This is a genomic window from Streptomyces sp. NPDC002602 (assembly GCF_042889445.1).
GTDB lineage: Bacteria > Actinomycetota > Actinomycetes > Streptomycetales > Streptomycetaceae > Streptomyces.
Genome location: NZ_JBIAQX010000002.1, coordinates 788,724 through 803,021, shown reverse-complemented (window position 1 = coordinate 803,021; position 14,298 = coordinate 788,724). Strand labels below are relative to the sequence as shown.

16 protein-coding genes are annotated in these 14,298 nt (G+C 73.3%); 12 read left to right on the top strand and 4 right to left on the bottom strand.

The window, feature by feature from the left end; genetic code table 11:
* The first annotated feature begins 56 nt into the window (after positions 1-56).
* The 5 genes from ACFYW3_RS08960 to ACFYW3_RS08940 all read left to right on the top strand — a co-directional run bounded on the left by ACFYW3_RS08960 (position 57) and on the right by ACFYW3_RS08940 (position 5,049).
* Positions 57-872 (top strand): ABC-2 family transporter protein, encoded by an 816-nt coding sequence (locus tag ACFYW3_RS08960; protein WP_351758993.1) that lies wholly within the window; start codon positions 57-59, stop codon positions 870-872.
* Positions 865-1,737 carry an ABC transporter permease gene (locus tag ACFYW3_RS08955; protein ID WP_389385923.1) on the top strand — a complete coding sequence of 291 codons (873 nt, stop codon included), beginning with the start codon at positions 865-867 and terminating at the stop codon, positions 1,735-1,737. The genes ACFYW3_RS08960 and ACFYW3_RS08955 overlap by 8 nt, the downstream gene beginning before the upstream one ends.
* Positions 1,738-1,744: 7 nt before the next feature.
* Positions 1,745-2,716, top strand: a complete 972-nt coding sequence (locus tag ACFYW3_RS08950; protein WP_389385922.1) for an ATP-binding cassette domain-containing protein — start codon at positions 1,745-1,747, stop codon at positions 2,714-2,716.
* A gap of 170 nt (positions 2,717-2,886) precedes the next feature.
* A complete protein-coding gene (locus tag ACFYW3_RS08945) occupies positions 2,887-3,561 on the top strand; it encodes a DUF1707 domain-containing protein (protein WP_351758998.1) in 675 nt (224 codons plus the stop codon).
* Positions 3,562-3,675: 114 nt separating this feature from the next.
* Positions 3,676-5,049, top strand: a complete 1,374-nt coding sequence (locus ACFYW3_RS08940) for a DUF445 domain-containing protein (RefSeq protein WP_351759001.1) — start codon at positions 3,676-3,678, stop codon at positions 5,047-5,049.
* A 101-nt stretch (positions 5,050-5,150) separates the two neighbouring features.
* On the opposite strand, the gene ACFYW3_RS08935 is transcribed toward ACFYW3_RS08940, so the two are convergent.
* Positions 5,151-5,450, bottom strand: coding sequence for a hypothetical protein (locus ACFYW3_RS08935; RefSeq protein WP_053683112.1), 300 nt, complete (start codon positions 5,448-5,450; stop codon positions 5,151-5,153).
* Positions 5,451-5,577: 127 nt separating this feature from the next.
* On the bottom strand, positions 5,578-5,754 hold the full coding sequence (locus ACFYW3_RS08930; protein WP_351759004.1) for a hypothetical protein: 177 nt from the start codon (positions 5,752-5,754) through the stop codon (positions 5,578-5,580).
* A 221-nt stretch (positions 5,755-5,975) separates the two neighbouring features.
* Between ACFYW3_RS08930 and ACFYW3_RS08925 the strand changes: the two genes are divergently transcribed.
* The 3 genes from ACFYW3_RS08925 (at position 5,976) to ACFYW3_RS08915 (ending at position 8,415) form a co-directional block, all read left to right on the top strand.
* A complete protein-coding gene (locus ACFYW3_RS08925) occupies positions 5,976-6,512 on the top strand; it encodes a GNAT family N-acetyltransferase (RefSeq protein WP_234350314.1) in 537 nt (178 codons plus the stop codon).
* Between the two features lie 426 nt (positions 6,513-6,938).
* Positions 6,939-7,808 (top strand): hypothetical protein, encoded by an 870-nt coding sequence (locus tag ACFYW3_RS08920; RefSeq protein ID WP_389385921.1) that lies wholly within the window; start codon positions 6,939-6,941, stop codon positions 7,806-7,808.
* Between the two features lie 4 nt (positions 7,809-7,812).
* Positions 7,813-8,415, top strand: a complete 603-nt coding sequence (locus ACFYW3_RS08915; RefSeq protein ID WP_389385920.1) for a very short patch repair endonuclease — start codon at positions 7,813-7,815, stop codon at positions 8,413-8,415.
* A 7-nt stretch (positions 8,416-8,422) separates the two neighbouring features.
* Here the strand turns inward: ACFYW3_RS08915 and ACFYW3_RS08910 are convergent, their stop codons facing one another.
* Positions 8,423-9,751: a DNA cytosine methyltransferase gene (locus ACFYW3_RS08910; protein WP_389385919.1), complete on the bottom strand. Its 1,329-nt coding sequence runs from the start codon at positions 9,749-9,751 to the stop codon at positions 8,423-8,425.
* A 64-nt stretch (positions 9,752-9,815) separates the two neighbouring features.
* The gene (locus ACFYW3_RS08905; RefSeq protein ID WP_351759016.1) at positions 9,816-10,811 is read right to left on the bottom strand and encodes an SEC-C metal-binding domain-containing protein; all 996 of its coding nucleotides are present in this window, start codon (positions 10,809-10,811) and stop codon (positions 9,816-9,818) included.
* A 56-nt stretch (positions 10,812-10,867) separates the two neighbouring features.
* Between ACFYW3_RS08905 and ACFYW3_RS08900 the strand changes: the two genes are divergently transcribed.
* The 4 genes from ACFYW3_RS08900 to ACFYW3_RS08885 all read left to right on the top strand — a co-directional run bounded on the left by ACFYW3_RS08900 (position 10,868) and on the right by ACFYW3_RS08885 (position 14,173).
* The gene (locus tag ACFYW3_RS08900; RefSeq protein ID WP_389385918.1) at positions 10,868-11,725 is read left to right on the top strand and encodes a class E sortase; all 858 of its coding nucleotides are present in this window, start codon (positions 10,868-10,870) and stop codon (positions 11,723-11,725) included.
* A gap of 256 nt (positions 11,726-11,981) precedes the next feature.
* Positions 11,982-12,248, top strand: coding sequence for a DUF6412 domain-containing protein (locus ACFYW3_RS08895; protein WP_351759069.1), 267 nt, complete (start codon positions 11,982-11,984; stop codon positions 12,246-12,248).
* A gap of 110 nt (positions 12,249-12,358) precedes the next feature.
* On the top strand, positions 12,359-13,195 hold the full coding sequence (locus tag ACFYW3_RS08890; protein ID WP_389385917.1) for a hypothetical protein: 837 nt from the start codon (positions 12,359-12,361) through the stop codon (positions 13,193-13,195).
* A gap of 120 nt (positions 13,196-13,315) precedes the next feature.
* Positions 13,316-14,173, top strand: coding sequence for a fumarylacetoacetate hydrolase family protein (locus ACFYW3_RS08885; RefSeq protein WP_389385916.1), 858 nt, complete (start codon positions 13,316-13,318; stop codon positions 14,171-14,173).
* Positions 14,174-14,298: the final 125 nt, after the last annotated feature.

Genomic DNA, 14,298 nt, shown 5'->3' with positions numbered 1-14,298 from the left:
ACTAAGCTCGCGCGCTTTGGCCGACACAGGAACGACGTGGGAAACGGAGGGATACGGTGCGTCAGAGAGCTGCTCTCTACACGGCCGTCGCGGCCGGCGGATTCCGGCGCTACGCCACCTACGGGACGGCGACCGCGGCCGGTGTGTTCACCAACACCGTGTTCGGTTTCATCGTCGCGTACACCTACATGGCGCTCTGGGACGAGCGCCCCGGTCTCGGCGGGTACGACCAGGCCGAGGCCCTCACCTTCGTCTGGGTCAGCCAGTCGCTGCTGGCGGCCGGGGCGCTCATCGGGGGCGGGTTCCAGGAGGAGATCCAGGAGCGGGTCCGTACCGGGGACATCGCCGTGGACCTGTACCGCCCGGCGGACCTCCAGATGTGGTGGCTCGCCTCCGACCTGGGCCGGGCCGCCTTCCAACTGCTGGGGCGCGGGGTACTGCCGATCGTGGCCGGCGCGCTCGCGTTCCGGCTGGCGCTGCCCACCGACCCGTGGCGCTGGGCGCTCTTCCTGGTGTCCGTGACGCTCGGTCTGGTGGTCGGCTTCGGGGTGCGCTACCTGCTCGGGCTGGCCGCCTTCTGGCTGATGGACGGGGCCGGGATCAACATGATGGCGACCGTCGTGTCCATCTTCTGCTCGGGGATGCTGCTGCCGCTGACGGTCTTCCCCGGAGCCTTCGGGGAGTTCGTCCGCGCCCTGCCGTGGGCGGCGATGCTCCAGGTGCCGATGGACGTGTTGATGGGCAAGCACTCCGGGGCCGGGGACGCCGCCGGGGCGCTGGGCTTCCAGGTGTTCTGGGCGGTCGTCCTGCTGGGGCTGGGGCGGCTGGTCCAGTCGGCTGCGACGCGCAAGGTGGTGGTCCAGGGTGGCTGAGACGACGCTGGAGCGGCCGCCGATCGGGCTGTCGGACCTGCCGCGACGCGGTCGGGTGCGGGAGGGACTGCGGGGCTACGGGCTGATCGCGGCGATGTGGATCCGCTCGACGATGACGTACCGGGCGTCGTTCCTGCTGTCCACCTTCGGGAACGCGGCGATCACCCTGCTCGACTTCGTGGCGATCTCCATCATGTTCTCGCACGTGGACGCGCTGGGCGGCTTCACGCTGCCCGAGATCGCCCTGCTCTACGGGTCCTGCTCCGCCTCCCTGGGCCTCGCGGACCTGCTGCTGGGCAACACCGACCGGATCGGCGTCCGCATCCGGGACGGCTCGCTCGACACGATGCTGGTGCGGCCGGTGCCGGTGCTCGCGCAGGTGGCGGCGGACCGGTTCGCGTTGCGACGGGTGGGGCGGATCGCCCAGGGGCTCGGTGTGCTGACCTGGGCGCTCTGGACCCTGGGCCCGCAGGTGGAGTGGACGCCCGGGAAGGTGCTGCTGGTACCGGTGATGATCACGGCCGGGGCGGCGATCTTCGGGGCGGTCATGGTGGCCGGGGCGGCGTTCCAGTTCGTCGCGGGCGACGCGGCGGAGGTGCAGAACTCCTTCACCTACGGCGGCTGCACGATGCTCCAGTACCCCCCGACCGTCTTCGCGAAGGACCTGCTGCGCGGGGTGACCTTCATCGTGCCGCTCGCCTTCGTCAACTGGCTGCCCGCACTGCACCTGCTGGGGCGGCCCGACCCGTTGGGCCTGCCGGGATGGGTGGCCTGCCTGAGCCCCCTGGTGGCCTTCGTGGTGTTCCTGCCCGCGTCGCTGGCGTGGCGCGCGGGAGTTCGTTCGTACCGCAGCACGGGGAGTTGAGGCAGGGATGGGAACGGACACGTTGATCTCGCTGGACGGGGTCGAGAAGGTCTTCGACGTACGGCGCCGCGTGGGCCTGGTACGTCGGGAGAAACGCCGGGTCAGGGCCGTGGACGGGATCAGCTTCGAGGTGGCGCGGGGTGAGGTGGTCGGCTACATCGGGCCGAACGGCGCCGGGAAGTCCACCACGATCAAGATGCTGACGGGGATCCTCACCCCGAGCGCCGGCCGGCTCCGCGTGGCCGGCATCGACCCGGCACGGGAGCGGATGCGGCTCGCGCACCGGATCGGGGTGGTGTTCGGACAGCGCACCACGCTCTGGTGGGACCTGCCGCTGAAGGACTCCTACGGGCTGATGCGGCGGATGTACCGGATCCCGGCGGTGCGGTTCAAGGAGAACCTGGAACGCTGCGTGGACCGGTTGGACCTGGCCGAGCTGCTCGACGTACCGGTACGCCAACTGTCGTTGGGGCAGCGGATGCGCGGTGACATCGCGGCGGCGCTGCTGCACGATCCGGACGTGCTGTACCTGGACGAGCCGACGATCGGGCTCGACGTGGTGAGCAAGGCGAAGGTGCGCGGGTTCCTGCGGCAGTTGAACGAGGAACTGGGCACGACCGTCCTGCTGACCACGCACGACCTCCAGGACATCGAGCAGCTCTGCGAGCGGGTGATGGTGATCGACCACGGGCGGTTGATGTACGACGGCCCGCTGGGCGGGCTGCACACCTCGGTGGCCGGCGGGGCGGGCGAGCGGACGCTGGTGGTGGACCTGGAACGGGAGGTCCCGCCGATCGAGGTGGTCGGGGCGCGGGTGGTGCGGGTGGACGGGCCCCGACAGTGGCTGGCGTTCCCCGCGCAGGCGTCGGCGGCGCCGCTCGTGGCGGCGGTGGCGGCGCAGTACCCGCTGGTGGACCTGTCGGTGCGGGAGCCGGACATCGAGGACGTGATCGCGCGGATGTACGCGGGACGGGGGTGACGCCTCGGGTCGGGGGCCGCACGGCGCGGGGCGGGGGTGACGCCTCGGGTCGGGGGCCGCACGGCGCGGGGGTGACGCCTCGGGTCGGGGGTGAACTCGGGGTAAAGCCCGGGTGGGGTGGGCCGCTCGGGCCATACAACTCGCCGGGATCACTGCATAGGCTGGGCCACATGAGTGACGATCGGTCGGAGAGGCCGTTGCCGGAACTGAGGGCGTCCGATGCCGACCGGGACCGGGTGGTGGAGCGTCTGCGGGACGCCGTCGCCGAGGGTCGGCTGGACATGGCGGAGTTCGAGGAGAGGCTGGAGGCGGCGTACGCGTCCCGTACCTACGGCGAGCTGGAACCCCTGACGAGCGACCTGCCCGCCGCGCCGGGGGCCGTGGCCCCCCTGGCGTCCGGGCGGCCCGCGCCCGCCGGCTCCGGTGTCGCGTGGCCCGCGCGGATCGGCGGCTCGGGCACCTCCGCCACGGCCGTCGCCGTGATGTCGGGCTTCCAGCGCAAGGGGCACTGGACGGTGCCCGCCCGCTTCAACGCGGTGGCGTTCTGGGGCGGCGGCGAGCTGGACCTGCGGGAGGCGAACTTCGCCGAGCGCGAGGTGGTGATCACCTGCGTCGCCGTCATGGGCGGCATCCAGATCACCGTGCCGCCGGGCGTGGAGGTGGACGTTCGGGGCATCGGGGTGATGGGCGCCTTCGATCAGCGCCCGACCTCCGAACGTGCGGAACCGGGGGCTCCGCGGGTGGTCGTGAACGGCTTCGCCTTCTGGGGCGGGGTCGAGATCAAGGTCAAGCCGCCGAAGACGCCCAAGCAGGCGCGCGGCGGGCGGCCCCGCAAGGAGCTGTAGGCCGTCCCTCGCGGATCTTGCCGGGGACGTTCGCCCGGATCGCCGACGGTCCCCCCTCGGGGGGATCGGTACGGCGCGCCGGGAACTCCTCGGACCTCCCGGGAGTCGGATGCTATGCAGACAAAACCGGCCACCGGGGGAAGGCAGGAGCACGTGGAAGACGTGGACAACCGCGACAGGGCGCACGCCGGGGCCGCGGCACCGGCCGCACCACCCGCCCGGGGCGCGTTCGTGTTCAACGCGGCGGACGAGGAGCGGCAGCGCGGCGTACGCCGGATGAAGGCCACCGCCACCGGCCTGCTGGTCCTGGTGGCACTGGTCTACGTGCTCGCCACATGGGCGGAGCACAGGGGCGCGGGCGCCTGGGCCGGGTACGTGGCGGCGGCGGCCGAGGCGGGCATGGTCGGCGCGCTCGCCGACTGGTTCGCGGTCACCGCGCTGTTCCGGCGACCGCTCGGCCTGCCCATCCCGCACACCGCGATCATCCCGACGAAGAAGGACCAGCTCGGCGTCTCCCTCGGGGAGTTCGTCGGGGAGAACTTCCTCTCCGCGGAAGTCGTGCGGGCCCGCCTCGGCGCGCTCGGGATCGGCGGCCGGCTCGGATCCTGGCTGGCGGAGCCCGCCCACGCCGACCGGGTCACGGCGGAGTTGGCCACCGCGTTGCGCGGGGCCCTGACCGTCCTGCGCGACGCCGACGTCCAGGCCGTCGTCGGCGAGGCGATCACCAGACGGGCCGAGAGCGCCGAGATCGCGCCCGGCATCGGCAAGATGCTGGAGCGGGTCGTCGCGGACGGCGGGCACCACCGCGGCGTCGACCTGATCTGCGTCAAGGCGCACGACTGGCTCGTGACGCACGGGGACTCGGTCATGGACGCGGTACAGGGCGGTGCCCCCGGCTGGACCCCCCGGTTCGTCGACCGCAAGATCGGCGACCGGGTGTACAAGGAACTGCTGCGCTTCGTCACCGAGATGCGGGACATGCCCGAGCACCCGGCACGGGGCGCCGTGGACCGGTTCCTGAAGGACTTCGCGGTCGACCTGCAGTCGGACACCGACACCCGGGCACGGGTAGAGCGGCTCAAGAACGACGTCCTGTCCCGGGGCGAGGTGCAGGACGTGATCGCCTCGGCCTGGACCGCGATCCGGGCGATGATCCTCTCGGCGGCCGAGGACGAGCAGAGCGAACTGCGCCTGCGAGTGCGGTCCTCGCTGATGTCCCTGGGCGCGCGCCTGGCCACGGACGGCCGGCTCCAGGCAAAGCTGGAGGGCTGGATCGAGGGCGCCCTGGTGTACGTGGTCACCACCTACCGGACGGAGGTCACCTCGTTGATCACCGACACGGTGGCGGGATGGGACGCGGAGCACACCTCGCGGAAGATCGAGGCGCACATCGGGCGCGACCTGCAGTTCATCCGGATCAACGGCACGGTCGTGGGCGCGCTGGCGGGGCTGCTCATCTACTCGGCCTCGAAGGCGTTCGGGGCGTAGGTCTTCGGGGCGCGGGCGTGCGGGGCGCGGGCCGTCTCTCTCGGATCCTGCCGGGGCGCGGGGCGGGCCCCGCAGCCCCGGGCGGGCTCCGCGGGAGCGGCTCAGCCCCGGTCGGCCACGACCCAGGCGGCGGCCGCGACCACGCCCGCCGCGCCGAAGACGGCCGGCCAGGCGCCGACCTTCTTGGCGAGGGGGTGGGAGCCCGCGAAGCCGGCCACGTACAGCGCCCCGAGTCCGGCCGCGGCGGGCGCGCCGGCCCGGCGGTGCCAGCCACGGCCGGCGGCGATCCCGGCGGCGCCGAGAACGACCCCGCCCAGGGGCCGCTTCCCGGTCCACCGGGCCACGGCGTAGCCGCCCACCAGTCCGGCCGCCGCCACCAACGAGGTCGGTACCCGCTCCATGTGTCCCACTCCCTCTGCGCGTTCTGACGTAGTCACCCCGCACGGTCCGGCAGTCCGGCAGTCCTGCAGTCCTGCAGTCCTGCAGTCCTGCAGTCCTGGGAACCATGCGTACGGTTGTCCGACGAGGCTAACGCGAGCGCCGGGCCATCCGACGGGCGCCCAACGCCCCGCACACCATCGCGATCCCGCCGATCACCGAGTCCGGTACCGCGGCCTGCACCGAACGTGGCAGCAACGCCACGCACCCGAGCACGAGGAGGAAGGCCAGGGCGCATCCGCCGGCCGCTCGAAACAGTCTGTCCACGGCTGGACAACGCTCCGCCCGGTTTCCCGACACGGAGACCGGGGAGGGGATTTGTCGCACACTCTCCTGATCCGCGTGATGCCCGTCCCGGCAACCCGAAGCGCATAAATTCGCTCTCCCAAGACAAACGGGAGATTCCCCACCACGGCCCTCGGGTCCCCGTGCCCGCGCGGACCCGCCCACCCCACCGCCCCACCCTCGACATCAGGAGCCCGGACATCGTGATCTGCTACGGACAGGCCGTCCTCGACCTCGCGGACGAACTGGTCGACGCCTACGCCGACGTCTTCTCCGCCCCACCGTGGAACGAGGATGAAGAAACCATTCGCCTGTTCGCGGCCCGCCTCCCGGCCGACGCCAGGCGCCGTGGGTTCCGTACCGCCCTCGCCCAGTCCGCGACCGGCATCGACGGCTTCGCCACCGGCTGGCTCACCCCGAACGCCTTCCCCAAGAATCGCGCCTACGCCCAGGTCGCCGCCCAGCTCGGACCGGCCCGGGTCAAGGAACTCCTCACCGGCGCGCTGGAGATAGACGAACTCGCCGTACGCCCCCACGCGCGCGGCCGCGGCACCGGCCGCGACCTGCTCACCGAGATCACCGCCGACGCCCCCGACCGGCGCGCCTGGCTGCTGACCTCCCGGCTCGCCCACGACACCGTGGCCACGTACCGGCGCCTGGGCTGGCACGAGGTCACCGCGCTGCCCGGCACCGAGACCGGCGTCGTCGTCTTCCTGGCCCCGGACCACCCGAACCGCTGATCTCTGCCCGGCCCGGGGGTGGGCCGCACCTCCACCGGGCAGGTCCGCGCCATGACCACCACGATGCGGACCCCACCGACCCACCCGAGCCGACCGAGCCGCGCGACCTCACCGAGCCCACCGACCTCACCGAGCCGCGCGACCCCGCCGATCCCGCCGACCTCGCCAAGCCGTACGGCCCCTCCGAGCCGGGCGACCTCACCGAGCCCACCGAGCCGCGCGACCCCACCGACCCACCAGAGCCGACCGAGCCGCGCGACCTCACCGAGCCCGCCGACCCGCTCGACCCGCCCGGCCGACGGCGCCGGTACGTCCCGGCCCACCCGGCACCGGTACGGCCTGGCCACCCGCCGGCAGCTCCTCGCCGCCGGCGTCCCCGCCGGGACGATCACCTCCCGGAGCCGGCCGGGCGGCCCCTGGCAGCGGTTGCTGCCCCGCGTCCACCTGCTCCAGACCGGCCCCCCGGACCGACGGCAACGCGCCCTCGCCGCCGTGATGTACGCCGCCGAGCCCACCGCCGACCCGCTCACCGGGGACACGGCCGCCCTCACCGGCGGCGCCGCCCTCGCCCTGCTCGGCGTCCGCGACGCCCCGGACACCCCCGCCGACGTCCTGATCCGCGCCCCGCGCCGGGTCGCGGCCACCGGCGGGGTCCGCCCGTTCCCCACCACCCGGTGGCCGCGCACCATCGCCGTCCACGGTGTTCCGAGCACCCGCCCGGTGCGCGCCGCCGCCGATTTCGCGGCCCGCGCCACGGACCCCGACCTCATCCGCTCCGTCCTGGCGCACGTCGTCCAGGCAGGCTGGTGCCACCCGCGGGACTTGCACGCCGAACTCCGCTCCGCCCGCCTCCTGGCCCGCCCGGCCGTCCGGGCGGCCGCCGCGGAACTCCTGGTGGGCGTCCGCTCGGTCGCCGAGGCCCGGGCCCGCGAGGCCCTGGCCGCCGGCGACCTCCCCACTCCCTTGTGGAACGCCCGCCTCCACACCCCCGAAGGGGCCTTTCTGGCCTCCCCGGACGCCTACTGGCCCGACGAGGGGGTGGCCCTGGAGGTCGACTCGGTCGAGTACCACTTCACCCGCGACGCCTGGCAGGCCACCCTCCGGCGCCGACTGCGCCTGGAGGCCCACGGTGTCCTGGTGGTCAGCGCCACCCCGTCGATGGTGCGCGACACCCCGGCGGAGGTATTGGCGGCCCTGCGGGTCCTGCTCGCGTTCGGCGGCGGCCCGCGACCGACGCGACCGACGGTCGTGGCCCGGGGGCACGTCCAGTTGGAGCTGCCCGTGGCACCACAATGAAGGGGTGGAAGCCCTGGAGAGCACTCCCGACGTCCGCGCTCGCATGAGCCGGCAGAAGAGCAAGGACACCAAGATCGAGGTGGCCCTACGGAAGGCCCTGCACGCCTCGGGGCTGCGGTTCCGCGTCCACGGCCGCCCCGTGAAGGGAGTGCGCAGGGAGGCCGACATCGTCTTCGGTCCGGCGCGGGTCGCGGTCTTCGTGGACGGCTGTTTCTGGCACGGCTGCCCGGAGCACGCGACCTGGCCCCGGCGCAACGCGGAGTTCTGGCGGGCGAAGATCGAGGGCAACCGGGCCCGGGACCGGGACACCGACGCGCGGCTCGCGGAGGCGGGCTGGCTGGCCGTCCGGGTGTGGGAACACGAGCCGCCGGCCGAGTCGGCGGTCCGGGTCGCCGAGGTGGTGGCGCGCCGGAAGGCGGAACGCGCCGCCCGCGCCGCCGCCCGTACGGCCGCCCGCGCAGCGGTCGTCCGTACGGCCGTCGGCGATGCCCGTACGGCCGCCGGTGAGGGACCTGCCGCGGCTGGTGAGGGACCTTCCGCCGCCGGTGATGCTCCTTCCGCCGCCGGTGGGGTCCCTGCCGAGGAAGGCGGGTCGCCCGCCGGGTGACCTCAGGTCACATGTGGCGGGCGAGGAAGGTGTGGATGGCCCCGGCCAGCGCGGTGCCGAGTCCGACGGGTACGGCGTTGCCGATCTGACGGGCGATCTGGATCTTCGTCCCGTACCACTTGAAGTCCTCGGGGAACCCCTGGATGAGGGCGGCCTCGTAGTGGGTGATGGGCCGGTCCGCGGTCGGGTGGAGGTACCGGCCCTTCTCGGGCTTGTAGAACTCGGTGCGGATGGTGACCGACGGGGTGTGTGCCCGCAGTCGTCCCATCACGTCCCCGGAACCCGAGTCGTGGTTGTCCCAGCTCTCCGTGGAGAGGTAGAACTCGGGCCCCTTGAGGCGCTTGTACTCCGGCCCCTCGGTGGACAGCCGGATGTTCCCCGACCGGTCGACGCGGTAGTGGACGCCCCGGAGGTCCTTGCGGTTGCCGTTCTCGGGGATCGCCTTGTACCTGGCGCGCGAGAGGTCTTCCGGGCTGCGGCCGAAGTGCAGGTCCGTGGTGAGGTGGTGGCCCTGTACGCCGTCCACGAGGGCGGGCTCGCCGCCGCGCGGACCCGGCATCCGGTCGAGGAGGGGCCGCCGCGCCGACCGCTCGAAGACCGTCGAGACCGGCTCCCAGCGCGGCAGCGTCGGCGGGGCGTCGACCAGGGGCGTACGGGGCTTCGAGCCGGAGCCGGAGCCGGAGCCGACGGCCGTGTCGGCCCCCTCGGCGCCCACCCCGCCCGTGTGGCCGTGCTTCGCGTGCGTCGGCTCGGGGTGCGTCAACGTCTCGCCCAGGTCCTTGCGCGTGCAGATGACGATCACGCGCCGGCGGGCCTGCGGCACCCCGTAGTCGGCGGCGTTCAACAGCGCGGGCACCACGGTGTAGTCGTAGAGCGGGTGCCCCGGGGTCTGCGAGGCCGTCCGCAGGTCCTCGAACTGCGGGGACTTCAGGAACCGATCGACGTTCTCGATCACGAAGACCTTGGGGTGGACCCGGGCAACGACCCGGACGTACTCCTGCCACAGCTCGTTGCGGGGGTCGTCCGGGTTCTGCTTGCCCAGGCCGGAGAACCCCTGGCAGGGCGGGCCGCCCATGATCACGTCGACCTCGCCCTTGAACGGGGTGGGGTCGAAGCCCGCGATGTCGCCGGGGTAGACGTGCGCCCCGCCGAAGTTGGCCGCGTACGTGGACGCGGCCGCGGGGTCGAACTCGACGGCCGCCACCGAGGTGAAGGGGTTGACGCCCGAACGAGGGGTGTAATGGGAGAAACCAGCAGAAAAGCCGCCGGCCCCGGCGAAGAGGTCCATGACCCGGATCTGGCCAGGCCGGGACGGCTGGGGCTGCTTTCTGGTCATGGGGGGCAAGTGTAGTCGCGGGGCATCGCCTCGACGGCCTGTCGGGCGAGCCCCGCCCGGGGGCCTATTCGCCGTGGCACTCCGCGTACGGCTTGCCCGAGGAGCACCAGCAGGAGTCCGTCCGCGCCGGGGGCCACGGGGTGGCCTTGCCGCGGGCGGCGAGGGTGGTGGCGAACTCCACCAGCAGGCTCGGGGAGGCCGGGGAGGTCTTCTCCGAGGCCGCGAAGGCCTCGAACGCGGGCACGCTCGCGGTGACGATCCCGAGATTGGTGGTTCCCGAGGCGGCCAGGGCGCGCAGGGAGGTCTCGACGTCCCGCAGGTGGGCCTCGTGCGAGGGGTACTCGGCGGCGAGCGTCGGATAGCTGGTCAGCAGCTCGGCCAGTTCCCGCTGCGGCCAGTGCAGGATGGCCACCGGAAAGGGGCGGGACAGGGCGGCCCGCCGGTCGCCCAGCTCGGCGCGCAGGCGGGCGATCTCGGCGCGGAGCTCGGCCGGGTCGTCGGAGCCCAGGGCCCAGATGCGCTTCGGGTCGTGGAGCTCGTCCAGCGGGATCGGCCCGATGTGGCGGGTGTCGGCGACCATGTCCCAGTCGTCGTGCGGAAGCCCGAGGAGACGGCGCACCCGGTGTCGGCCGGTGATGAGGGCGGTGGTGGCCCGGGTCAGGGGAGTGCTGTCCGAAATGAGGAGGTTCGCGGCTTCGGTGAAGCACTCCTCCGAGGCGGTCAACTCGTCGTGGGCCTCCAGGGCTTCGGCGATGACCTCCCAGGGGGCCGGATCGACCGGAGCCGCGGCACGGATGCCCTGGATGAGGGCGCGAGCCTCGGCCTCGTGACCGTACTCCCACAGGTTCGCGGCCTGGAGGGCCTTCACGAGGTGCGGATTGGCCGGCTCGCCGGCGAGGAGTTGGTCGTAGAGCGTGCTCGCCCGGTCGCGTGCGTCGGCCAGTTCGAGGTGGGCCGCGGCCTGGAGGAGCAAGGGCTCCTGGTCCTCGGGGTAGCGGGTCGCCGTGCGGATGAGGCGCTCGGCTTCGGCGATGTGCTCGGCAGGCGTGTCGGGGCGCATGGTTCACACCGTACTGGCCATGGTCAGTTGACGGGGGAAGACTTAGGGTGCCGCCCGTGCGGGATCACATACCTGTGGTGGTGCGGGGGAGCGGCCGGCGGGCGCGCCGGGCCGGTCTCGCGGGGGCGCTGTGGGCGGTCGCCGAGCTGACCGTCACGGCCGGCGTGGTGGTGTTGTTGCTGGTGGTGCACCAGGTGTGGTGGACGAACCGGCAGGCCCTGGCCGACGCGCGGGACGAGGTCCACGCCCTGGAACGGTCCTGGGCCGAGGAGCCGGCCGGACGTCCGGACCCCGCCCCCGATCCCGCCTCCACGGGCGAGGGGGCGACGCCGGCCCCCGAGGACGCCCCGGAACCCGCCCCGGAGTCGAAGGGCGGGCCGGGGTCGGGCGGGAAAGGGGGCCCGGGGACCGGTTCGGGCCCCTCCGGCTCCGGCGGGTCCGCCGCGGCCTCCCGCGCCGACGGGTCGCCGGCGCGGGAGGGCTCGTACGCGATCCTGCGCATCCCGCGCCTGGGCGTCGTGGTGCCCGTGGCGCAGGGGATCGACAAGCGGGCCGTCCTGGACAAGGGGTACGCCGGGCACTACCCCGGTACGGCCGCTCCCGGCGCGCGGGGCAACTTCGCGCTGGCCGGGCACCGGAACACCCACGGGGAACCCTTCCGGTACGTCAACCGGCTGCGCGCGGGGGACGAGCTGATCGTCGACGTGCGGGGCGAGCGGTACACGTACCTCGTGGGGAAGGTCCTGGCGCAGACCACCGAGCGGGACACCGGGGTGATCGCACCCGTGCCCCGCAGCGTGGTCCGACCCGATCAGGGCTACACCGAGCCGGGTGCCTACATCACGTTGACGACCTGCACGCCCGAGTACACGTCGCGGTACCGGCTCGTGGTGTGGGGGACCCTGAGGCGCTGAGCGGACGAACGGGCCGGCGCCCGATCCGGTGCCGGGAGGCGATCCGGTTCCGGGGGAGATCCGCGGACCGGAGGCCGGGACCGTTGTCGGTGCGGGCGGCTATCATCGGGGCGAGCAGCAGGTCTCGTACGCGAGTTCGTGAGAGGAGGCGGTCCCCATGACCGGACGACCCGTCGGTCGTTCCACCGGTCGCCTCGGCGCGCGCCTCTCCGCCCTCCTGTCCTCCGTGGTGTTCTCGCGGGGATCGCAGTTGGTGATGACCCTGTTGCTGCTCGGCGGGTTCCTCGGGCTGCTGCTCGGGGAGAACGGCCTGGCCGCCGCGGTGGTCGCGCTCGCCGCCGCCGTCGCCGTGGGCGCCGCGGCCCTGGCCGCCAGCCTCGTGCGGCCCGTGCCGCCCCACCGCATACGCACCGTCATCCGCGATCGCGAGCACCGTACGGCGTTCCTGCCGCAGCGCGATCCCGACGCCTCCGGCCGGTCGCGGCCCAGGGCACCCGGCCGCCTCGTCCCGACGGCCGCGTAGGGGCGCGCAGATCGCCTTGTCCCACCACTGATCACTGCTGTGCCCCTCGCGGGTCGTCACGCCGAAACGCACCTCTTTCGACGTTCGACGAGACCCTTCGGAGAGCCCGCGTGTCCGTTTTCACTCATCTTGTTGCCCAGTTGGGCCGGCTCCTGGAGCCGGTACTGGCCGAGTCCGCGACCGCCGCCGCGATCGTGCTGTTCACCGTGCTCGTACGGCTCGCCCTGCACCCGCTCAGCCGGGCCGCCTTCCGGGGCGCGACCCCGATGGCCGGGTGCCTGCCGATGCTGCTGCAACTGCCGGTGTTCTTCGTGATGTACCAGGCCTTCTCCTCGGCCGAGGTGGGCGGGGCGGCCAACGAACTGCTGGGGCACCGACTGTTCGCCGCGCCGCTCGGGGGCCGGTGGACGGACGCCCTGGGCGAGGGCGGCGTGTTCGGGGCGCCGGGTCTGGTGTTCCTCGGGCTGTTCGCGGCGATCGCGGTGGTGGCCGCCTGGAGTGCCGCACGGGGACGGCGGGCCGCCGCGGCTGCGCCGCCGGTCCCGGTCGCCCTGCCCGTCGGCGCGGCGAAGGGGGCCGCGGTGAAGGGGGCGGCGGCGAAGTACGGCGCCAAGGGGAACGCGGGCGCCAAGGGGAACGCCGGTGCCAAGGGGAACGCCGGTGCCAAGGGGAAGGGCAACGCCCACGCGAAGGCCGGCGCCAAGGCGAGTGCGTCGGTCGCCGCGAGCGGACTGCCGCAGGTCACGGCCGAGCAGCAGGCGATGATGCGCAAGCTCGGCGGCGTACTGCCCCTGCTGTCCTTCGGGACGCTGATCACCGCCGCCGTGGTGCCGTTGGCCGCCGGGCTGTACCTGCTGACCACCACCGCGTGGACCGTCGCCGAACGCGTCTGGCTCCAGCACCGCAAGGAGCGGCAGGGCGACGCGGCACAGCGTTCCAGTCCGTGAACAGGGTCTTGCGGATCGGTCAACCATCTTGGAGGATCAACCAATCTCCGATGGCCGCAACCCATCGGCCGGCCCGTGCACGCCCATGGGCCGACCACCCACGACCACGGGAGAATGCCCATGAAGCTGCTGCGTGTCGGACCGGTCGGGTCGGAGCGCCCCGCGCTGCTCGACCGGGACGGAACCCTGCGGGACCTGTCCGGCCTGATCACGGATGTGGACGGCGCCCTGCTGGCCGACGACTCCGTACTGTCCCGGGTGCGGGAAGCGGCGGCGTCCGGGGAACTGCCGGTGCTCGACGCCGAAGGGCTCCGCGTCGGGTCGCCGATCGGCCGCATCGGCAAGATCGTGGGCATCGGTCTGAACTACTTCGCCCACGCGACCGAGGTCGGCGCGGAACCCCCGGCCGAGCCGATCCTGTTCCTCAAGGCCGCGGACACCGTGGTCGGCCCGGACGACACGGTGTTGATCCCGCGGGGCAGCGTGAAGACCGACTGGGAGGCGGAGCTCGGCGTCGTCATCGGCGCCACCGCCCGCCGGCTGGACTCCGCCGAGGAGGGCCTGGCCCACGTCGGCGGGTACACGCTGGTGAACGACGTCTCCGAGCGCGAGTTCCAGATCGAGCGCGGCGGCACCTGGGACAAGGGCAAGAACTGCGAGACCTTCACCCCGCTCGGGCCCTGGCTGGTGACGGCGGACGAGGTCGCCGACCCGCAGCGGTTGGACGTGCGGCTGTGGGTCAACGGCGTCCTGCGGCAGGACGGCAACACGGCGGACCAGATCTTCCCGGTCGGCGAGGTCGTGCGGTACCTGAGCCGCTTCATGACGCTGTACCCGGGTGACGTCATCGTCACCGGCACGCCGGCCGGCGTGGCCATGGGGCAGCCGGAACCGAAGCCGTACCTGCGGGCGGGCGACGTCGTGGAGCTGGAGATCGAGGGCCTCGGCCGGCAGCGCCAGGAGTTCAAGGACGCGTAGGTCGTCTTCGCACGCGCCTGGCCGGCCGGGCGCACGGGGGGAGGGGCGGGTCGCCGGTCGGGCGGCCCGCCCCTTCGCCGGTCATCGCGCGCCCCGGTCACCGCGCCGGGGGCGTCACGTGGTCC

Coding starts and splice junctions, on each gene's coding strand:
- ACFYW3_RS08885 (WP_389385916.1), top strand. CDS start 13,316: ATGAAGCTGCTGCGTGTCGGACCGGTCGGGTCGGAGCGCCCCGCGCTG.
- ACFYW3_RS08895 (WP_351759069.1), top strand. CDS start 11,982: ATGACCCTGTTGCTGCTCGGCGGGTTCCTCGGGCTGCTGCTCGGGGAG.
- ACFYW3_RS08910 (WP_389385919.1), bottom strand. CDS start 9,751: ATGACCAGAAAGCAGCCCCAGCCGTCCCGGCCTGGCCAGATCCGGGTC.
- ACFYW3_RS08935 (WP_053683112.1), bottom strand. CDS start 5,450: ATGGAGCGGGTACCGACCTCGTTGGTGGCGGCGGCCGGACTGGTGGGC.
- ACFYW3_RS08905 (WP_351759016.1), bottom strand. CDS start 10,811: ATGCGCCCCGACACGCCTGCCGAGCACATCGCCGAAGCCGAGCGCCTC.
- ACFYW3_RS08950 (WP_389385922.1), top strand. CDS start 1,745: ATGGGAACGGACACGTTGATCTCGCTGGACGGGGTCGAGAAGGTCTTC.
- ACFYW3_RS08945 (WP_351758998.1), top strand. CDS start 2,887: ATGAGTGACGATCGGTCGGAGAGGCCGTTGCCGGAACTGAGGGCGTCC.
- ACFYW3_RS08940 (WP_351759001.1), top strand. CDS start 3,676: ATGCAGACAAAACCGGCCACCGGGGGAAGGCAGGAGCACGTGGAAGAC.